Source organism: Actinomadura sp. NTSP31, from assembly GCF_041951385.1.
Classification (GTDB): domain Bacteria; phylum Actinomycetota; class Actinomycetes; order Streptosporangiales; family Streptosporangiaceae; genus Spirillospora; species Spirillospora napierensis.
In genome coordinates, this window is record NZ_JBGNUT010000020.1 from 157,946 (window position 1) to 177,841 (window position 19,896).

Annotated in this window: 19 protein-coding genes; 10 read left to right on the plus strand and 9 right to left on the minus strand. The window is 72.0% G+C overall.

All coding sequences use genetic code 11. The features are described from left to right. Positions 1-170: 170 nt before the first annotated feature. Genes ACA514_RS30360 through ACA514_RS30375 form a run of 4 tightly spaced genes read left to right on the plus strand, consistent with a single transcriptional unit; the run spans position 171 to position 4,081 of the window. The gene (locus tag ACA514_RS30360) at positions 171-1,439 is read left to right on the plus strand and encodes an amidohydrolase (protein ID WP_375044686.1); all 1,269 of its coding nucleotides are present in this window, start codon (positions 171-173) and stop codon (positions 1,437-1,439) included. Beyond that, positions 1,436-2,224: an ABC transporter ATP-binding protein gene (locus ACA514_RS30365; protein WP_375044687.1), complete on the plus strand. Its 789-nt coding sequence runs from the start codon at positions 1,436-1,438 to the stop codon at positions 2,222-2,224. The genes ACA514_RS30360 and ACA514_RS30365 overlap by 4 nt, the downstream gene beginning before the upstream one ends. Beyond that, positions 2,205-3,071 carry an ABC transporter permease gene (locus ACA514_RS30370; RefSeq protein ID WP_375044688.1) on the plus strand — a complete coding sequence of 289 codons (867 nt, stop codon included), beginning with the start codon at positions 2,205-2,207 and terminating at the stop codon, positions 3,069-3,071. The genes ACA514_RS30365 and ACA514_RS30370 overlap by 20 nt, the downstream gene beginning before the upstream one ends. After that, positions 3,068-4,081: an ABC transporter substrate-binding protein gene (locus tag ACA514_RS30375; protein WP_375044689.1), complete on the plus strand. Its 1,014-nt coding sequence runs from the start codon at positions 3,068-3,070 to the stop codon at positions 4,079-4,081. Before ACA514_RS30370 ends, ACA514_RS30375 begins: the two co-directional genes overlap by 4 nt. Before the next feature lie 12 nt (positions 4,082-4,093). On the opposite strand, the gene ACA514_RS30380 is transcribed toward ACA514_RS30375, so the two are convergent. The 5 genes from ACA514_RS30380 to ACA514_RS30400 form a co-directional block, all read right to left on the minus strand. Next, the gene (locus ACA514_RS30380) at positions 4,094-5,032 is read right to left on the minus strand and encodes a DMT family transporter (RefSeq protein ID WP_375044690.1); all 939 of its coding nucleotides are present in this window, start codon (positions 5,030-5,032) and stop codon (positions 4,094-4,096) included. Next, the gene (locus ACA514_RS30385; RefSeq protein WP_375044691.1) at positions 5,029-6,246 is read right to left on the minus strand and encodes a threonine synthase; all 1,218 of its coding nucleotides are present in this window, start codon (positions 6,244-6,246) and stop codon (positions 5,029-5,031) included. Before ACA514_RS30385 ends, ACA514_RS30380 begins: the two co-directional genes overlap by 4 nt. Positions 6,247-6,385: 139 nt before the next feature. Next, positions 6,386-7,465 carry an endonuclease/exonuclease/phosphatase family protein gene (locus ACA514_RS30390; RefSeq protein WP_375044692.1) on the minus strand — a complete coding sequence of 360 codons (1,080 nt, stop codon included), beginning with the start codon at positions 7,463-7,465 and terminating at the stop codon, positions 6,386-6,388. Between the two features lie 202 nt (positions 7,466-7,667). After that, complete coding sequence (locus ACA514_RS30395) at positions 7,668-8,318, minus strand: response regulator (RefSeq protein WP_375044693.1); 651 nt, start codon at positions 8,316-8,318, stop codon at positions 7,668-7,670. Beyond that, entirely contained in the window at positions 8,306-10,294 is a 1,989-nt protein-coding gene (locus ACA514_RS30400) for a sensor histidine kinase (protein WP_375044694.1), read from the minus strand. The genes ACA514_RS30395 and ACA514_RS30400 overlap by 13 nt, the downstream gene beginning before the upstream one ends. A 143-nt stretch (positions 10,295-10,437) precedes the next feature. Here ACA514_RS30400 and ACA514_RS30405 point away from each other — a divergent pair, with 143 nt between their 5' ends. Beyond that, the gene (locus ACA514_RS30405; RefSeq protein WP_375044695.1) at positions 10,438-10,746 is read left to right on the plus strand and encodes a hypothetical protein; all 309 of its coding nucleotides are present in this window, start codon (positions 10,438-10,440) and stop codon (positions 10,744-10,746) included. 51 nt (positions 10,747-10,797) lie between these two features. Here ACA514_RS30405 and ACA514_RS30410 read toward each other — a convergent pair whose 3' ends face one another. Beyond that, positions 10,798-11,373 carry a CGNR zinc finger domain-containing protein gene (locus ACA514_RS30410; RefSeq protein WP_375044696.1) on the minus strand — a complete coding sequence of 192 codons (576 nt, stop codon included), beginning with the start codon at positions 11,371-11,373 and terminating at the stop codon, positions 10,798-10,800. 103 nt (positions 11,374-11,476) lie between these two features. On the opposite strand from ACA514_RS30410, the gene ACA514_RS30415 reads away from it, so the two are divergent. Continuing rightward, on the plus strand, positions 11,477-12,628 hold the full coding sequence (locus tag ACA514_RS30415; protein WP_375044697.1) for an epoxide hydrolase family protein: 1,152 nt from the start codon (positions 11,477-11,479) through the stop codon (positions 12,626-12,628). A gap of 231 nt (positions 12,629-12,859) precedes the next feature. Then, positions 12,860-13,159: a glyoxalase/bleomycin resistance/dioxygenase family protein gene (locus ACA514_RS30420; RefSeq protein WP_375044698.1), complete on the plus strand. Its 300-nt coding sequence runs from the start codon at positions 12,860-12,862 to the stop codon at positions 13,157-13,159. Between the two features lie 153 nt (positions 13,160-13,312). Here the strand turns inward: ACA514_RS30420 and ACA514_RS30425 are convergent, their stop codons facing one another. Both ACA514_RS30425 and ACA514_RS30430 read right to left on the minus strand, forming a co-directional pair. Continuing rightward, the gene (locus tag ACA514_RS30425) at positions 13,313-14,491 is read right to left on the minus strand and encodes an amidohydrolase family protein (RefSeq protein WP_375044699.1); all 1,179 of its coding nucleotides are present in this window, start codon (positions 14,489-14,491) and stop codon (positions 13,313-13,315) included. Between the two features lie 122 nt (positions 14,492-14,613). Then, positions 14,614-15,834, minus strand: a complete 1,221-nt coding sequence (locus tag ACA514_RS30430) for an Nramp family divalent metal transporter (RefSeq protein WP_375044700.1) — start codon at positions 15,832-15,834, stop codon at positions 14,614-14,616. Positions 15,835-15,920: 86 nt separating this feature from the next. On the opposite strand from ACA514_RS30430, the gene ACA514_RS30435 reads away from it, so the two are divergent. Next, a complete protein-coding gene (locus ACA514_RS30435) occupies positions 15,921-16,361 on the plus strand; it encodes a hypothetical protein (protein ID WP_375044701.1) in 441 nt (146 codons plus the stop codon). A 45-nt stretch (positions 16,362-16,406) separates the two neighbouring features. Here the strand turns inward: ACA514_RS30435 and ACA514_RS30440 are convergent, their stop codons facing one another. Further along, complete coding sequence (locus ACA514_RS30440) at positions 16,407-17,684, minus strand: TetR/AcrR family transcriptional regulator (protein WP_375044702.1); 1,278 nt, start codon at positions 17,682-17,684, stop codon at positions 16,407-16,409. A 135-nt stretch (positions 17,685-17,819) separates the two neighbouring features. Here ACA514_RS30440 and ACA514_RS30445 point away from each other — a divergent pair, with 135 nt between their 5' ends. After that, complete coding sequence (locus ACA514_RS30445; protein WP_375044703.1) at positions 17,820-18,725, plus strand: alpha/beta fold hydrolase; 906 nt, start codon at positions 17,820-17,822, stop codon at positions 18,723-18,725. A gap of 95 nt (positions 18,726-18,820) precedes the next feature. Then, on the plus strand, positions 18,821-19,894 hold the full coding sequence (locus tag ACA514_RS30450) for an amidohydrolase family protein (RefSeq protein WP_375044704.1): 1,074 nt from the start codon (positions 18,821-18,823) through the stop codon (positions 19,892-19,894). The last annotated feature ends 2 nt before the right edge of the window (positions 19,895-19,896 follow it).

The window sequence follows — 19,896 nt, forward strand, 5'->3', positions numbered from 1 at the left end:
CGGGCCACGCTGCGGTGCGACGGGCGTGTCGACCTCACGCGACACGGCGCGTCCCATCTTTCCTACTTGACATGTCGGGATACTTGGCTAAATTGCATGATCATGTTGCCAGCCCGAGAAGCTCCGCACGATCCGCGCGCCCGAGTGCGGCCCCGGCCGGCCGGGCGCCCGTGAGCGCGGATCTCGTCGATCGGCGCCGCCTGTTCCATGCGCGGCCGGAGACGGCGTTCACCGAGCTGTGGACGTCCACCGCGATCGCGGTGGAGCTGCGGCGGCTCGGCCTGCGCGTGCGAACCGGACGTGACGCGATCGACCTCTCCCGCGTCCCGGCCCTGCCCGGCAGGGACGAACTGGACGCGGCCCTCGATCGCGCCCGGGCCTGGGGCGCGGGAGAGGACGACCTCGCCCACGTCCGGGACGGGCACACGGCGGTGGTCGCCGACATCGAGGGCGAGGCACCCGGCCCCACGGTCGCGGTGCGCGTGGACATCGACGCGCTGCCGCTCACGGAGTCGTCGGCGCCGGAGCACGCCCCCGCGCGCGACGGGTTCGCCTCGCTCGAACCCGGCGCGATGCACGCCTGCGGCCATGACGGTCATATCGCGGTCGGTCTCGAACTGGCGCGCCGCCTGGCGTCCGGCAGGCTCGCCGGGCGGGTCCGGCTGCTGTTCCAGCCCGCCGAGGAGGGCGGGAGAGGCGCTCGCGCGATGCTCGACGCGGGAGCCCTCGCAGGCGTCGACCGGCTGTACGCGCTGCACCTGGGTCTGGGCCTGCCGGTCGGCGAGGTCGCCGCCGGCACGCACGGCTTCTTCGCCAACGCGAAGGTGCGAGCGGTCTTCACCGGGCGCCAATCGCACGCCGCCGCCGCGCCGGAGGAGGGACGCAACGCCCTGCTCGCGGCGGCGCAGGCGACGGTGGCGCTGCACGCGCTGCCCCGCTTCGCGGCCGCCGACACGCGGGTGAACGTCGGGGTCCTGCATGCGGGCACCGCGCCCAACATCGTCGCGGGACGCGCCGAGATGGCCCTCGAACTGCGGGCCTCGGACGGCGACGTCTGTGACGAGCTGGAGCGGCGCGCCCGCAACGTGCTGGCCGCCGCGGGGGCCGCCGGCGAGGTGGAGGTGGACATCGAGCGGATCGGCGCCGCCACGACCGCCGTCTGCGATCCGCCGGCCGTGCGGGCCGTCGCCGAAGCGGCGCGCTCGCTGCCCCCGGTGACCGCCGTGCACGAGGACCACCGGTTCGGCGCGAGCGACGACGCCACCCTGCTGATGCGGGACGTGCAGGCGCGGGGCGGGACGGCGACGTACGCCGTCGTCGGCGCCTCCAGCCCGGCGCCGCACCACAGCCCCGGGTTCGACATCGACGAGGCGTCCCTCGGCATCGCCGCGGACGTGCTGGAACGCGCCGTCCGGAGCGCGGCGGGCGGTGGCGGATGAGCGGCGGCGGTGACGACCGGGCGCTGCTGGTCGACCATGTCGCGATCGGCTACCGGCGGCGGGGGCGGTTCGTGCCCGCCGTGGCGGACGCGACGTTCGACGTGCGCCGGGGCGAGAAGATCATGCTGCTGGGCCCGTCGGGGTCGGGCAAGTCGACCGTCCTCAAGGCCGTCGCGGGCTACCTGCGCCCCTCGTCGGGGCGCGTCCTCGTGGACGGCCGGGCCAACCCCGGACCCGGCCCCGACCGCGCCGTCGTCTTCCAGGAGTTCGACCAGCTCTTCCCGTGGCGCACGGTGCTGGGCAACGTCGTCCACGCGCTGCGGGTGACCGGAGTGGACCGTGCCACCGCCCGGCGGCGCGCCGCCGAACACCTGGAGCTCATGGGGCTCGGGGACATGCTGGACAGCCATCCGCACCAGCTGTCGGGAGGCATGAAGCAGCGGGTGGCGATCGCCCGCGCGCTCGCCGTCGACCCGCTCATGCTGCTGATGGACGAGCCCTTCGGCGCCCTCGACGCGCAGACCCGGGGCCGGCTCCAGGGCGAGCTGGCGCGGATCGTCGCGCGCACGAGGTCGACCCTGCTGTTCGTCACCCACAGCATCGACGAGGCGGTGCTGCTCGGCGACCGCGTCGTGGTCCTCGCCGGGCGGCCCTCGCACGTCGCGGAGATCGTCGACGTGTCCGCGCTCGACGGCCCGGACGCGCCGGGGTTCGCCGACGCCCGGCACCGGCTGCGGTCCCTGCTGGCCGAGGAGGGGGAGATCCTTGACGGCGTCTACGAATAGCCCCGACACCCTCGCCTTCTCCGGCGAAGAGGCCGACGACGGCGGGCGGACGGCGGGCCCGTGGGCGCGCCTGCCGACCTGGCTGCGGCGCACCATCGTGTTCGCCGCGCTGATCGGGATCTGGCAGCTCTACACCTCGGTGTCCGGCGTCAGCGCGTTCGTCTTCTCCGGTCCGTGGGACGTGGCGAAGGCGCTCGCCGACGGCGTGTCCAGCGGCGACCTCGTCACCTCGACCTGGACGACCCTGCGCATGCTCGGCACCGGCATGGCGATCGGGATCGCGCTCACGGTCGTGCTGACCGCGCTGGCGGTGACCACCACGCTCGGGGACGACGTCCTGTCCCTGGTCTCGTCCATGGTCAATCCGCTGCCGTCGGTGGCGATCCTGCCGCTGGCCATGCTCTGGTTCGGGCTGACCGACACCGCGCTGATCTTCGTGACGGCGAACGCGGTGCTCTGGCCGATGACCGTCAGCGTCAGCATGGGGCTGCGCACCACGCCGGTCACGCTCGTCATGGTGGGCCGCAACCTGGGGCTGAAGGGCTGGCGCCTCACCTGGGACGTGATGATGCCGGCCGCGCTGCCGCACGCCCTCGCCGGCCTCAAGACCGGCTGGGCCTTCGGCTGGCGCACCATCATCGCCGCCGAGCTGGTGTTCGGCGCGGCCGGCTCCAAGGGCGGCCTCGGGTTCTTCATCAACAACGCGCGCTACTACGCGCTGATCCCGGACGTCTTCGCCGGGCTGGTCGTGATCGCCCTCATCGGCATCGCCCTCGACCTGGTGTTCAACGTGATCGAACGGCGGACGGTGGTCCGCTGGGGAATGAAGGAAGGCGCATCCGCATGACCTGGTCCTCGGCCCCCCTCGGGGGAGAGCGTCGCTACGGCCGACGCGACGTCCTGCGCTTCGGCGCGGTCGGCGCGGGAGCGCTGGCGATGGCGTCGGCCTGCGGCGGCTCGGGCGGCTCCGGCAAGGAGATCGTCATCTCCCAGGGCTCGGGGATCAGCTATGCCGCACTGATCATCACGCAGGCCAAGGGCTGGCTGGAGAAGGACCTGCCCGGCCGCACCGTCAGCTGGCGGACGGTCAGCGGCGGCAACGCCACCCGGGACGGCCTGGTCTCCGGCAAGCTGCACCTCGGCAGCAGCGGCCTCGGCCCGTTCCTCATCGGTTGGGGCGCCGGCGTCCCCTGGAAGATCGTGTCCTCGCTCAACGACATGCCGCTCTGGCTGGTGGCCAAGGACCCGCGGCTGCGCGGCCTCCGGGACTTCCGGTCCGCCGACAAGATCGCCGCGATCGCGCCCGGCTCGATCCAGTCGGTGATGCTGCAGAAGGCCGCCCAGCAGCAGCTCGGCGACGCGCACGCGCTGGACCACAACATCGTCTCGATGGCGCATCCGGACGCCCTGCAGGCCCTGATCGGCGGGCAGATCGCCGCCGCCTACACCTCGCCGCCGTTCCAGTTCCAGGCCGTCGAGCAGGGCGCCCGCAAGCTCGTGGACAGCTACGACCTGTTCGGGCAGCACGGCTTCAACGTCATGGTGGCGACGGAGCAGTACGCCGAGAAGAACCAGGACGTCATCGACGCCGTCCACCGCAACATCGCCAAGGCCAACCAGCTCATCGTCGCCTCTCCGGACGAGGCCGCGCAGATCCTGTCGAAGGCCGAGAAGGGCAAGGTGTCCCCGGCGAAGTACAAGGAGTACCTGACCTACAAGGGCATCGAGTTCACCACCACGCCCCATGCGCTGCTGAAGATCGGCGCCTTCATGAAGGAGGTCGGCGCCGTCAAGAAGGTCCCCGGCGACTGGCGGGACGCCGTCTTCGACACCGTGAAGAAGGAGAACGGCTCCTGACCCGGACGCCCGTCACCGCGGAGCCCGGGCCAGCACGAGCAGGACGCCGGCTCCCGAGACCGCCATGCCGACGATCACGCTCGCGGTGAGGGCCTGCCCGAGGATCGGCACCGCGAGCACGGCGGTCACCGGAGGCACCAGGTACAGCAGGCTGGTCGCGGCGCCGCCCGTTCCGCGCCGCAGCAGGACGAACAGCAGGATGAGCGCGCCGATCGAGTTGACGACCGCCAGCCACGCCAGCGAGCCGAGCGCCTGCCCGGTCAGCGGGATGCGCAGCCCGCCGTGCGCCATCGCCAGCGGGAACGTGGTGAGGGTCGCGCCGAGGAGCTGGACGGTGGTCCCCGTCCGCAGGTCCACCGAGCCTCCGAACCGCTTCTGGTAGAGCGTCCCCGCGGCGAGGCCGGCCAGGGCCAGGCCCGTGTAGGCGTACCCGGCGGTCCGGGCTCCGCCCGACACGTTCCCGCTCACGCAGACGACGACGCCCGCCAGCCCCAGGGCGAGACCGGCCCACTGCCGGCCGGTCAGCCGCTCGGCGAACATCGGGACCGCGACCGCCGCGACGATCAGCGGGCAGGCGCTCAGGATCAGCGACGACAGCCCCGCCGGCACCCCGTGCCCCAGCCCGAAGAACACCCCGCCGAGCTGCACCGTCTGGAGCAGCACACCCGTCACGAGCAGGTGCGCGTACGTGCGCCGCTCCTTCGGCCACGGCGCACGGGTGACGAGGGCGACCGTCCCCAGGACGGTGAACGCGGCGAGGAACCGCCAGGCGACGAGCGCGAGCGACGCCCCGCTGCGCGCCCCGAGCGTCCCGGCCAGGTAGCCGCTGCTCCAGATCGGCACGAACACCACGGGCAGGGCGGCCGCCGCGAGCCGCCCTGCCCACCGCCGCGGTGACGCGCCTACGGACTCGCGGCACTCGGACGGCGCGGCCTCCGGCCCGGCGCTCACGCGAGGTGTCCGTCGACCGGAAGGACCGGCGCCTCGACGGACACGGTCTCGGGGTACTTCAGGCCGGCACCGGTGTTGAGCACGACGACGCGCTCGTCCTCTTCCAACCAGCCCGCCGCGCGCAGCTTGCGGGCGGCGGCGAAGGCGGCGGCGCCCTCGGGGCAGACGAACGCGCCCTCCAGCGCGGTGACCTCGCCGAGTTCGGCCAGCAGTTCGGCGTCGGTCACGGCGACCGCCGTGCCGGACGTCTCCTGCAGCGCGTCCAGGATCAGGAAGTCGCCCAAGGGCTTGGGGACGTTGATGCCGAACGCCACCGTGCTCGTCTTCTCCCAGGGGCGGGTCACGCGCTCGCCCCGCTCGAACGCCTCGACGACCGGGGCGCAGCCCTCCGCCTGGACGGCCACGAGGCGCGGGAACGGGCCGGAGATCCAGCCCAGCTCGCGCAGCTCGGTCAGGGCCTTGTGGATCCCGATCAGCCCCACGCCGCCGCCCGTCGGGTAGAGGATCACGTCGGGCAGGGTCCAGCCCAGCTGCTCGACGATCTCGAGGCCCATGGTCTTCTTGCCCTCGATGCGGTAGGGCTCCTTGAGCGTCGAGGCGTCGAAGACCCGGCCCCCGGACGCCGCGACCAGCTCGCCGACGATCCGCCCGGCGTCACTGATCAGGCCGTCGACCAGGTGCAGGTCGGCGCCGGACGCCGCGCACTCGCGCCGCGTGATCTCCGGGGCGTCGACCGGCATCACGACCGTGGCGGTCAGGCCGGCCCGGGCGCCGTAGAGGGCCCAGGCGGCACCGGCGTTGCCGTTGGTGGGCATCGCGAACCGCTCGACGCCGAGCTCGGCCGCCCGCGAGACGCCGACGGCCGCGCCGCGGGCCTTGAACGAGCCGGACGGGAGCAGTCCCTCGTCCTTCATCAGCAGCCCGGGCAGGCCGATGCGCCCGCCGTACCGGGGCACCGGCAGCAGCGGCGTCATGCCCTCGCCGAGGCTCACCACCGCCTCGGGGGCCCTGACGGGCAGCAGCTCGTGGTAGCGCCACAGGTCGGGCCCGCGCCCGGCGACGTCCTCCGGGCGCACCGCCGCGCGGACCGCGGGCAGGTCGTAGCGGGCGAGCAGGGGCTTCCCGCATTCGGGGCACAGGTTCTGCAGGACGTCGGCGTCCCGCTCGATCCCGCACCAACCGCACTCCAGATGGGAAAGGTGGCTGAAAGCCATGCCCGGCTCCTCCCGACGCCCACGATCGCAATATTCCCACTAGACTAGTAGGAATTGGCGGGCCGTTGACGAGTGGGCGGTCGGCCGCCGGTCGGCGCGGGAGGCAGGCGCGGGCTCCGGTTCCGGTGCGCGGCGGTGTTCACCAGCTGATTCGCGCCGCCACCGGCCGATGGTCGCTGCCGGTGGTCGGCAGCACCCATGAGCTCCTCGGCTTCACGCCGCGGACCAGGATCTGGTCGATCCGCACCAGCGGGAACTTCGCCGGCCAGGTGAAGCCGAAGCCGTCCCCCGCCGTCTCCTGGGCCGAGCTCAGCCGCGAGGTGATGTCGGCGAACGCGCGGTCGTCCGTGGTGCCGTTCATGTCGCCGAGCAGCACCACCCGCTTGTTCCGCTCGGCGGCGATGGCCTTGCCGAGCGCCTGCGCGTTCCTGTCCCGCGTGTCCGTCCAGAAGCCGGCCCGGGGATTCACCCGTACGGACCCGAGGTGGGCCACGTACACCGCCAGCGGCCCCTGCTTCGTGGCCACCGTGGTGCGCAGCGCCCGGGAGGAGGCCAGCCTGACGTCGGCCGGCCTGGTCGCCGCCAGCGGCCCGTAGTCGGTCTCGATCTCGACCGGCTCGGTGTCCGACAGCGGCAGCCTGCTCCACAGCCCGACCGTGCCCCCCACCGTGTGATACGGGTACGCCTTCGCCAGTTCCTTCCCGTACGTGCCCCTGGCCTGCTCGGTCATCTCCTCCAGTGCCAGCACGTCCGCCCCCGAGGCGGCCAGCTTGCGGGCGGTGCCGACCGGATCGGGGTTGTCGGCGCCGACGTTGTGGCTGACCACGGTCAGGTCGCCGCCCGAGTGGGACTTGTGGCTGAGCACGCCCCCGAAGAGGCTCAGCCACACCACGACCGGCAGCAGCAGCGCGGCCACCGCGGAGGCGGAGCGACGCCACAGCGCCGCGATCATCAGGACGGGGATGAACACACCGAACCACGGCAGGAGGGACTCCACCAGGCTGCCGAGGTTCCCGATCCGGTTCGGGATCGCCGCGTGCAGAAGCATGAACAGACCCAGCAGCAGCGCCAGCGCCGCAAGCACCAGGCCGCGCCTCCAGGGCTCCGGCCGCGAGCCGTTGCGGACCGCCCGGCGGATGCCCGCGCGCCAGCCTTCGGCGACGGCATCCGGGCGGACTGCGCCGTCCTCTTCGATCTCCGCCGTGTCCACCTGCGCCATCGCCTGTCCTCGCTCACTACCGGTCACTGCTGCATCCACGGACCTGGGTGGGGGGCCGAATCATGCTGCCAGTCAAGCCAAGGCGGTGTTGCCGTCACGTATGTGGTTTTCGATACGCCGACGATATGCACCGGCCCGTAGCCTGGAGAGCACGCGTGCGTTGATGAACCACCCGGGTCGGCCTGCCGCCTGCCGCCTGCGCTCAGGTCGGGGTCGTGCGGCTCATGTAGGCGAGGACGGCGAGGACGCGGCGGTGACCGTCGCCGGTGTCCGGGACGCCGAGCTTCTGGAAGACGCTCCGCATGTGGGTCTCGACGGTGCGTCCGGACAGGACGAGCCGTCGGGCGATCGCCGCGTTCGTCAGGCCCTCCGCGGCCAGCGCGAGGACCTCCTGCTCCCGGCCGCTGAGCGCGCCGAGCGGGTCGCCCCGCCCGGCCGAGTCGAGCAGCGCCGCGACGATCTCCGGGTCCAGCGCCGAGCCGCCCGCGGCGACCCGCCGGACGGCGTCGAGGAAGTCGTCCACCCGCAGCACCCGGTCCTTCAGCAGGTAGCCGAACCCGCCCGCGGCGACCAGCGGCACGCACTGGCGGGTCTCGATGTGCTGGGACAGCAGCAGCATCGGCAGCCGCGGGTGCTCCTCCCGGAGCCGCCGCGCGGCCCGCGCGCCGTCCGAGGTCATCGTCGGCGGCATCCGCACGTCGATGACCGCGAAGTCGGGGCGGTGCCGCGCCACCGCGTCGACGAGGGCGTCGGCGTCCCCGACCGCCGCCACGATCTCGTGGCCGGCCTCGGCGAGCAGGCGCGCCAGCCCCTCGCGGAACAGCGCGGAGTCCTCGGCGATCACGATGCGCATCGGAACGTCGCCCGGATCGTGGTGCCCGCGCCCGCCGGGCTGTGCACCGTCAACTCGCCGCCGATCGAGGCGACCCGGTCCCGCACGGAGGTCAGCCCGAACGCGGGCCGGGCGCCCCCGGCCCCGTCGTCGGACACCTCGACGCGCAACCCGCCGCCGTGCGGCCCCACCACGACGCGGATCGCGGACGCGCGGGCGTGCTTCAGCGTGTTCGCGACCGCCTCGGCGACGACGAAGTACGCCGTCGTGGCGACCGCCTCGGACGCCGCCACGTCCGCCACCTCGATCCGCACCGGCACCGGGCAGCCGGCGACCAGCGCCCGCAGCGCGGCGGGCAGCCCGTCCTCCAGCCGGCCCGGCCGCACCCCGTGCGCCAGCCGGCGCAGGTCGGCCACGGTGCCGGCGAGGGCGTCCACGGCCGCCTCCAGGTCCCGGTGGACGGGCTGCGCCGGGTCCAGCGCCCGCTGCGCGGACCGCAGCCGCATCCCGACCGCGATGATCTGCTGCTGCGCCCCGTCGTGCAGGTCGCGGGCCAGCCGCTCCCGCTCGGCCGCCGCGGCCAGCGCCAGCCGCGCCCGGCTGGAGCGGGTCTCCTCCAGCGCCGTCCGCAGCTCCAGCCGCAGCCGGCTCACCTCGATCGGCAGCCGGGCCTGCGACGCGACCTCGCGCGCCCGCCGCAGCCCGCGCGCCGACGCCGCCCCGAGCACGATGACGCCGGCCTCGGCGCCCCCGGCCGTCAGCGGCACGCGCGCCGCCCCGGCCGGCACCTCGGCGGGGTCGCCCGCCAGGTCGACATAGGCGCCGGACGCCCCGGACGGCAGCCGGACGAGCAGCCGCAGCCCCGGGTCGCCGAGCACCGAGCGCATCAGCTCCTCCGCCTCCTCCGGCTCCGCCTCGCCGTCGCGGACCCGGCGGACGAACTCCCCGACGCGGGCGTGCACGACCGTCCGCTCCCGGTCGACGAGCCGTCCCGCCAGGCCGTGCAGCACCCGGTGCGTCGGCGGCAGGCAGATGGCGGTCGCGAACGCCGCCCCGGTCAGTCCGGCCCGGGTGCCCGCCCCGGCGAGCACCGCCGTCCCGTACACCAGGACGGCGAAGGTCGCCGCCGACAGCAGCGAGGTGAGCAGCCACGCGAGCGTGGCGCCCAGCAGCCGGTCCACGTCGAACAGGTCGTGCCGCAGCACCGCCACCGCGATCGCGCCCGGCACCGCCGCGACCATGGCCACGAGGAAGCCCAGGTACGCCACACCGAGCGGAGCGCCGAGCATCTCGGCGGCCCAGCCGGCCGCGAGCAGGACCGGGACGGCCCCGGCGCCCAGCATCAGCCACCGCAGCTGCTCCCGCACGACCGCTCCGCCGCGCCGGTAGCGGACGACCACCGCGGACACGCAGACCACCAGCGCCGCCAGGACCCCCGCGAACGCCACCCCCGCCAGGGTGAACGCCGCGGGCCGCGGGACGACGAGGACGAACCGCTCCTGGAGGTGCGGATCCACCTCGTCCGCCGGCTGGACGAACGACATCGTCAGGTTGAGCCCTACCCCTGCCACGACGGCTCCGGCGGCGGCGATCCGCCAGCCGCGGCCCGGGAGCAGACCGTCCGGGAAGACCAGGCACAGCGCGGCGAAACCGGCGAGGTTCCACACCCATGCGCCCAGCTTGAGCATGTAGAGGATCTCGGCGCCCGGCCACGGGTGCGGCGCCGTGACCGTCTCGCCCCAGTCCTCTACCGCGAAAACCGCGGCCGGTGCCGCGCCGACCCAGCTCAGGGCCGTGCCCACCGGCGTGCCCGGCGCCCGCAGCCGGAGCAGGTACCCCGTCGCGACGGGGACGCCCAGCAGCGCCACCGTCACCGCCCAGTCCGCAGGCGACACGCCCCGCGCCCCGAAGGTCGCACCGGCTCGCGCCACGCAGGCTCCGGCGAAGACCAGGCCGGGCAGTGCGACGCCCGCACGCACCCGCGAAATCGCCGCCACGGGGTCATCATCCCTTACCGGAAACGGCCCGTCATCAGTGCGAGCACGTAGGTCCGACGCGCAACGAGGTCCGGCGCGGGCCCGGATGGCATCCGCCCTTCCGGACGCGATCGTGGACACCATCACACCGAAAGGAACCGGAGATGGAACTCATCGTCACCCTGGTCGTCGCATTCCCGCTCGGATTCTTCGTCCGGAGCCGCGGGACCGCCTACGTCGCCTACATCGCGGTCCATTCCTTCGTGTTCTCATTCCAGAACACGGAACTGGTGAGGGAGTGGTCGGGCGGCGACCACTCCGCCTTCCCGAAGGACCCCGGCGCGGTCCCGTGGTCGTACGTGCTGGCCAACGTCGCCATCTATGCCGCGGGCTTCGGCCTCGTGACTCTCGGCCACGCCGTCCGCACCCGCCTCCGCCGCCGCAACGCCGAGGCCGTCGACCTCGCCCACTGACGAACCGCCCGGGCGTCCCCCCACCTCACCGGGAGGGCGCCCGAGGTACGCTCACTCCGCCGATCCGGGATTCTTGTGCTGTTTGGCATTGAAGCGCGCCTTCTTCTGGCGATTCCCGCACGTGTTCATGTCACACCATTTGCGGGTGCGGCTCTGGCTGGTGTCGAAGAAGGCGGCCCGGCACGTCGGTGACGCGCACAGGGCCAATTTTCCGTCCCGTTCGCCGGCGATGATGCTGATCGCGTCGGCGGCGATCACGCTGAGGGCGTCTTCCACGCGGGAAGCCGAGCTGAGCCGCCATTGCCGCTTACCCTCGGGCGTCAGGATGGCCGCGGCCCGCCCTTGAGCGCTGCAGTCATTGATGACTTGGACAGCGGATGCCGGGAGAGCGTCCTGGATCGCGGCCGCTGTCGCAGCGGCGTGGATCGACTCCCTCAGTTCCCGGGCGAGATCGAGCTGGGCGGTGGTGCAGGAGTCCACGGCCAGGCCGTTCACCCCCAGCCAGTCGACGAGTCGCTGCGGCGTGGGAATGCGCTCCACGGCGTCGCCGCGACGCTCCGTCAGAGTCGCCGTGAAGCTGGTCGCCAGCACGGTACCGAGGCGAAAGTCAGGGAAGCCGGCGCGCATGGAACCACCTTAGCCGGTTGCAGGCCGGCAGGACGACATGTTAGAACCGTCTTAGCTGGTTCCGCGATGACCGGGAGGTCTCATGCCCCGTCCAACAGGCGACGTGCAAGCGTTCGAAGCCCGCGCAACCGACGCCGACCTCGACGATCTGCGCGCGCGACTGGCCGCGGCGCGGCTACCGGAGGCCGAGACGGTCCACCGCGCCGCACCCGACCCTCGCCGGTGGGAACAGGGCGTTCCTCTCGCCGACCTGGTCGAGGTCGTGGACTACTGGCGTACCGGGTACGACTGGCGGTCGTTCGAAGAGCGCCTCGACCGGATCGGCCAGTTCCGCACGACCATTGACGGGCTGGGAATCCACTTCCTGCACCGCCGTTCCACGCGTGCAGACGCCACTCCTCTGATCTTGACGCACGGCTGGCCCGGCAGCATTGCCGAGTTCATCGATGTGGTGGACGAGCTGGCGGATCCGAAAGACGCGGACACGCCGGCGTTCCACGTCGTGGTTCCATCGCTGCCCGGCTTCGGTTACAGCGACAGGCCGGCCACCACCGGGTGGGGAACCGAGAAGATCGCGGCCGCCTGGGTGAAGCTGATGGGAAGGCTCGGATACAGCAAGTTCGTAGCCCACGGCGGCGACTGGGGAGGAGTGATCACCACAATCCTCGGCGGCAGGTTCCCGGAGCACGTGCTGGGCATCCACACAACGACCGCACAGGCACCGCCCGGATTGACAACGGACGGGCTGACGGCCGCCGAGCGCAGATGGACCGAGGAAACCCACGATTTCTGGCATCACCGCGCGGCGTACGCGAAGCAGCAGGCGGCCCGGCCGCAGACCATCGGCTACTCGCTCGTCGACTCACCGGTCGGGCTCCTCGCCTGGATCCTCGACAAGTTCGCCGAGTGGTCGGACACCGAAGACAGCCCGTTCGAGACGATTTCCAGAGACAGGATTCTTGACGACGTCACCCTCTATTGGCTGACGCGGACCGGTGCATCGTCGGCCCGCATTTACTACGAGAGCCATAACTCGCTCGACCCCGAACTCCGGGTCGACGTCCCGTCGGCGATCACCATGTATCCCCGCGACATCGAGAAGTATCCGCGGCCCTGGGCCCAGGAGCGGTACCGACAGATCGTCCGATGGAGGTCGCCCGAGACCGGGGGACATTTCCCGTCGCTGGAGGTTCCCGAGTATTTCGTCAAAGACCTACAAGAAGGCCTGGCGGCAGTGCTGGCGGCTAACCGGTGAACGCGCGAACGTCGGCCCGGCCCGTGTGCAGGTAACGCGCACGTCCCGCGCTCGTGCTCGACAGGTAGACGCCCGCGCTGCGCCTGGCGTCCGGGCGCACCGCGGGATCCGGGGACGGGCTCGGCGGGCGACTCGACGAACCCGGCCGTGTGGCACAGATCTCCATCCTCATCCGCCCCACCGGAGACGTGGTGTAGTACCTCGACACGGCCCCGCATCCGGAAGGACCTCATGCGCAGTGCTTTGACCGTCATCTACACCACCCGGCTCGAGGAGTGCCGCGCGTTCTACGCCGGGCTCGGCTTGCACCTGCACCCGGAACGGCATGGCTCCGGCCCGGCTCACTACGCCGCCGTCCTCGATGAGGGCGTTGTGTTCGAGCTGTACCCGGCAGGCGCAGGGGAGCCGACCGGCAGATTGCGCTTGGGCTTCACCACGCGGACGGCCCCGACGCTCGAGCCAGGACGGCACGTACTGCAAGACCCCGACGGCCGCGCCGTCGAAGTGACCGTCACGGCCGTCCAGCCGTGACCGCGCCAATGCCACGGTGAGTCGCGAAGCTGCTGATGGGAGGCCGGCGTGGTCAGAGACGATGGGGACGCGACGACGTCCGGGCCGTCGTGGCGGCGCGCGCTCGGGCCTGCCGCGCGGTGAGCGGGCGGCAGGCCCGGGGCAGGGTCCGTGTCAGGCGGGGATCAGCCGGGAGAGGTTGCCGCCCATGATCTTGGCCTTGGCCGAGTCGCTGAGGGCCGCCAGGTCGTCGACGTAGGTGATGGGGTCGGCCTTGCCTTCGGGGTGGGGGTAGTCGGAGCCGAACAGCACCCGGTCGATGCCGAGCAGGTCGGCCAGGGCGGACATGTCGTCCTCGATGAAGGGGCTGACGTGGATGAGGCGCTGCATCTGCTCGACCGGGTCGTGCTGGAAGCCCTGCGGCATCTTCTTGTAGGCGTCGGCCAGCTTCTCCAGCAGCGGCCGGACCCAGGCCGAGCCGGTCTCGATGGTGGCGATCTTGAGGTCCGGGAAGCGGGACAGGCAGCCGTGGCAGATCATCGACGCGACGGTGTCCTCGATCGCCCGCCACTGCCCGATCTGGCGGAAGGGCTGCGGTTTGAACGGCAGGAACTCGCGCTGCTTCCCCTCCCACTCACCGGCGTAGCGCTCGTAGCCGCTGTCGGACGAGTGGAAGGCCACCAGCACGCCGCTGTCCTGCGCCAGCTTCCAGAACGGGTCGAACTCCTCCAGGGCGAACGACCGGGGGCCGTGGAATCCGTGCACCGGAGCCGGACGGATCAGGATGGCGCGCGCACCGCGCTCCAGGCACCACTCCAGTTCCTCGACGGCCTTCTCCACGATCGGGAGGGTGATCACCGGGGTGGGGAAGATGCGGTCCTTGTAGTTGAACGACCAGACCTCGTCCATCCACTGGTTCAGCGCGTGGACGACCACGTGGGTCAGTTCGGGGTCGTCGCGCATCCGCTCCTCGAGCAGGCTCGCCAGCGTCGGGAACATCAGGGTGCGCTGGACGCCCTGCTCGTCCATCAGTTCCAGGCGCGGGCCGGGCTCCCGGAACGCCGGAATGGACCGTATCGGCTTGCCGACGATCTCCCGGTACGACTTGCCCTCCGGGTTGCCGTGGCGGAAGTAGTCCTCCTGCGCACCCGGGCGGGCCACGACCTCGAACGTCGGGTTCGGGATGTACTCGCTGATCTGGCCCCGGACCGCGATCTTCGTCCGCCCCCGGATCTGCACGTACTGGATGGCGCCCTGGTACTCCTTGGGCAGGTACCTGGTCAGCGCCTCCTCGGGCTCGTACAGGTGGTTGTCCGCATCGAACACCGGATACGGCAGTTCACGCGTGGGCATGGGTTCCACCTCTCATCTCTCGGCCGAATTAGTTCTAAATCTATCGAAGTGTAGATCGGATGTCACTAGGGTTCATCGAAGTGAGCGGCTCGGCGGGACGGTGCCGACGGCGGGCCGGCCCCTCAGCGGCCGGTGGCGACGAGGTAGATGAGGACGCCGTTGAGGCCGATGACGACCGCCGTGACGGCGGAGGCGGCGATGGTGGTCGGGCGCCGGTTCGCGTGCTCGCCCATGACGTCGCGGCGTGCGGTGAGGACGACGAGCGGGATCAGCGCGAACGGGATGCCGAGGGACAGCACCACCTGGGAGGCCACGAGGGTCGCCGTGGGATCCGTGCCGGTCCCGAGGACGAGGAGCGCCGGGATGACGGTGACGACCCGCCGGACGAGGGTGGGCACACCGAACCTCAGCAGGCTCCTCATCACCTCGGCGCCCGCGGCGCTGCCGACCGAGGTGGACGCGAACCCCGAGGAGAGCAGCGCGACCGCGAAGACGAGGGCGACTCCGGTACCGAGTTCCGAGGCCACCACGTCGTGCACGCCGGCCAGCGTGCCGGTGCCGGGCAGTCCGTGCAGGCTCGTCGCCGCGACCACCAGGAGGGAGAGGTTGAGCAGGCCGGCCACCAGGAGCGCCGATACGACGTCCACCCGGGTCGCCCTCAGGAGCGTGGTGACCGGGAGCCCCCGGCCCCGGTCGTCGAGGCGTGCCGTGGTCAGGCTCGAGTGCAGGTAGATGACGTGCGGCATCACCGTCGCACCGATGATCCCGGAGGCCAGGAGCACGCTGTCGGCGCCGGCGAAGGTCGGGACCAGCCCGCCGGCGAGCCCGCCCGCGGCCGGGGGATCGACCACGAGGCCCGCGAGGAAGCCGACGGCGATGAGGGCCAGGAAGCACATGACCAGCCGCTCCAGGGCCCGCTGCCCGCGCGCGTCGCCGACCTTCAGGATCGCCAGCGACACGGCGACCGTGAGGATCGCGCCGAGGACGAGCGGGACGTCGAAGAGCAGGGCGAGCGCGATCGCCCCGCCGACGACCTCGGCCAGGTCGGTCGCCATCGCGATCGCCTCGGCCTGCAGCCAGTAGGCGAGCCGCACCCGCCGCGGGAGGCGGTGCCCCAGATGTCCGGCGAGGGAGCGTCCGGTCACGATGCCGAGCTTCGCCGAGAGGTACTGCACCAGGATCGCCATGGCGTTGGCCAGCAGGACGACCCAGACGAGCGTGTATCCGTGGTTCGCGCCGGCCGTGACGTTCGTGGCGACGTTCCCCGGGTCGACGTAGGCGACGGCCGCCACGAACGCCGGGCCGAGCAGCGCCAGGCCCCGGGTGCGTGCCTCGGTGAGCATGGCGCACACCCTAGCGGAGCAATTATTTGCTCCAACAGTGCCGACGCGGATACCGTGGACGCGTGGCGACAGCAGTGGTGCGTGTCATGATCGATCCCGATGGGCGGCTGGCCGCCGGCGCCTACGAGGCCGGGCTCAGGGCGCTGGAGTACGCCGGGCTGGAGGTGATCGCCAGTCCCGCCGGGCGCCTTCCCGAGCGGCGGCGGGAGATCGAGCTCATCGTCGAGGACGGCGGCGGCGAGTTGCGGACGGGCCCGTACCTGGACGAGTGCCGTGCGGCGTTCGGCGTCGAGCCCGAGCTCGGCGTCATCACCTACGTCAGCCGGGGGACCGACGACGACGCCCTCGGGGTCCTGCGCCGCTTCGGCCTGTCGGGCGAGGTCGTGAGAACGGTCGAGGACGACGAGGAGGTCGTCACGGTCGAGATCCCCCGGGACGCCGGCCGCCGGGTACCCGAGAGTCGCCTCCACACCGCGCTGGAAGCCGCGCTGAACTGCGAGGTCCGGATCGTGGCGGCACCGGATTGACGCAGCCCGGACGCCCGGCCCGCGCCGGCCCGGCCGTGGACGGCGTCAGGAGTCCGGCGTCATGTAGCCGCGGAGCATGGTGCGGCGCAGGAACGCGTGCGTGCGGGCCTCGCTCGTCCGCCCGGAGTCCTGGTAGGCGAGCCAGAGCACGGAGCGGATCGGGTCCGCGATGGCCTGCGGTGCGGCGAAGGAGCGCAGCGTTCCTTGGGCCATGCCCCGCCGCAGGACGCTCTCGAGCAGCCGCAGGCGGTCCTGTGTCTGCCGGGCGTAGCGGCTGAGCGGGGCGAGGTCGGAGTCCGGAGCGTGTTCGATCTGCAGGATGTCGGACTCCTCCCGGAAGCGCCGCCGGGCGTTCACGAACATCTTCGCCAGCGCGTCGAGGGAGGCCGCTCCGGGCTCTCCCGTCGTCAGCGCCGCGCGGAACGCCTTGTCCAGGCTCGTGGAGAACGCGTCCACCACTTCGGCCAGGATGGCCTCCTTGGACTCGACCCTCCGGTAGAGGGTCGCCATCCGGACGCCCGCACGCTCCGCGATGTCGCGGATGGTCGTGGCGGCGTAGCCGTGGCGCGCGAACTCGGTGCGGGCCGCGGCGATGATCTGGGTGCGCACATCGCCGTCGAGCAGCTTCTCCGGGCGGGACGGCCACGTGGACAACGCGTCCTCGACCGCCTTGAGCGCCTCGGAGCGATCGAGCTCGTCGTCGCTCGGGCAGTCGACGACGATGCCGTGCAGGAGCAGTTCGCTCACGTCGTCGGCGACCGCGGCGGGATCGGGGTGGCCTTGGAAGTAGGCCGCGGCGTCCAGGGCGAGGTTCTTGAGGGCGAAACGCAGCAGCCGTGCGTTCTCCGATCCGGTGCCGCTCCCGGTGATGCCGTCGACGGTGGTCTTCCACATGCGCTCCAGACCTGGAGCGTGGACCCGCTGGGCCTCGCGAAGCCGCTCGGTCGCGACCGTGGGAGGTTCGAAGTACCTGAGGTGGACGGCGCCTCCGTGCCGGAAGCTCAGGGACGCCACCTCCCGCATCAGATGGCGGAACCGGTCCTCGGGCGCCAGGTTCGCCGCCGAGGCGGCCAGCTGCGCGCTCACCGAGCCGAGTTCCTGGTCGAACCGCTTGAGGATCTCTACGGCGATCTCCTCTTTGGATCCGAAGTGGTGGTACAGGCTGCCGGGCAGGACGCCGCTCGCGTCGGCGATGTGGGTCATCGTCGTCGCCGCGTAGCCGCGGCGCTCGAAGAGCGCGGCGGCCGCCAGCCGTACCTCGTCGGTACGGCTCGACGGCATGGGGGCCGAGGCGCCCCGAGCGGTCGCCCGCTGTGAGCTCATGGGAAAAGTATGCCCGCCGACCGTGCCGGGGGCGAAGCCGAGCGCCGTCCCGGGAGACGCCCTAGCGGAGCAAATATTCAATCCGGTAGCCTGCCGGCGTGCCCCGCCGGGACACCGGTATGGAAGGAGTCACCAGTGGCGGAGATCGAGATCAACGGCGGCCGGGTGGTCTACGAGTTCGTGGGTCCGGACGACGGCGAGGTGGTGGTCCTTACTCCGGGCGGCCGTTTCGGCAAGGACCACGGTGGTGTGCCCGAGCTGGCCGGGGCCCTGGCGGCGGGAGGCAAGCGGGTCCTGCTGTGGGACCGTCCGAACTGCGGCGCCTCCGACGTCCAGCTGTTCGGGACGTCGGAGTCCCACATGCGCGCCGAGACGCTCGGCCTGCTGGTCAAGGAGCTGGGCGTCGGCCCGGTGGTCGCCGCGGGCGGCTCCGGCGGGGCCCGCGACACGATCCTGTTCACGCTGCTGTTCCCCGAGCTGGTCACCAGGCTCGCGGTCTGGTCGATCGTGGGCGGGACGTTCAGCACGATGAGCCTGGCCGGCGTCTACGTCCTGAACGAGCTGCGGGCGGTGCGCATGTCGGGCATCGAGGGCGTGCTGCAACTGCCCGCGTGGGCGGAGCTCGTGGAGGCGAACCCGCGCAACCGCGACCGGCTGCTCGCGATCGGGGCCGAGGAGTTCGAGCGGGTGATGAACCGCTGGCTGGACGCCTACGTGCCGAAGGCGAACGAGGTGATCCCCGGAGTGCCCGACTGGCAGTTCGCGGACATCGCGGTGCCCACGCTGATCATCCGCGGCGGGGAGAAGGACTTCGACCACCCCAAGCGCACGTCGTTCGAGGTGCACGCGCTGATCAGGGGATCGGTCCTGGTCGACCCGCCGTGGCCCGAGGACGCCTGGGAGCGCGCGGTCGAGGCGTCGTTCGCCGGCAAGGGCAGCGTGTTCGATCCCTGGCAGCAGGCGGCGCCGGTCCTCCTCGACTTCGTCGACGGGCGCGAGGTGGGGCCCGGGACCCTTGCCCCGGGGCGGGCACGCGGTTAGCGTGAGAGCAAATGTTAGGTTCGCTCGAGGTGGCGGAAAGGCGCGCGACCGGAGCAATTATTTGATCCATTCGAGGAGAACGGGATGACCCACCGATGACCTCGCCGACCCCTCCGAGGATCGACGCCAGCGTGCACGTCTTCTTCAAGGACGGCGCCGACCTGCGCCGCCACCTGCGCGAGCCGTTCAGGAGCAGGGGGTTCCCGGACCCGGACGTCGCCTGGTACTCGCGGCCCGGCCCCAAGTACGCCGAGGGCACGGACGGCGCCGACGGCGCGCACCCCGGCTCGGACCCCGCACTGGTCGGACGCCAGGTCCTGGACGAGCGCGGCTTCGACTACGCGGTCCTGCACCCGATGTCGGTCGCCGGGACCCTGCCCGACTGGCACCTCGGCACGGCGCTCTATGCCGCCACGAACCAGATGCTCGCGGAAAGATGGCTCGAATCGGGCCCGTACGCCGACCGGTTCCGGGGCACCGTCCGCGTCAACCCCAACGACGTCGAGGGCGCGGTCCGCGAGATCGAGAGATGGCGCGACCACCCGCGGATGGTCCAGATCGGGCTGCCGGTGCAGACGCAGGCGCCCTACGGCAGGCCCTATTTCAAGCCCCTGTGGCGGGCCGCGTGCGACGCCGGGATGCCGGTGGCCGTCCATCTGGAGATGGGCGTCGGGATCACCCACCCGCCGACGCCGTCCGGCCCCACCAGGACGTACTCCCACCATGCGGCCTACCAGCCCATGACCTACATCTGGCACCTGCTCAACATGATCGCCGAAGGGGTGTTCCAGGAGTTCCCGGAGCTGAAGGTGATCTGGGCCGACGGCGCGGGGGACATGGTCACGCCCTTCATGTGGCGCATGGACACCTTCGGACGGCCGCACCTGGAGCAGACCCCGTGGGCTCCGAAAATGCCCAGCGACTACCTGCGTGACCACATCTACTTCGTGCACGGCATGCTCGACGGCCCGGGGGAGGCCGAGTACGCCTCGGAGTGGCTGCGCATGACCGGCAAGGAGGACATGGTCATGTTCGGTTCGAGCTATCCGGACTGGCAGACCGTGTCGCCGGAGGACCTGCCCCCGGGGTGGAGCGCGGAGCAGCGCGCGAAGGTCCTCGGGGGCACCGCGGCCGGACTCTTCGGCATCGACCGGCTCGTTCCCGCCTGACC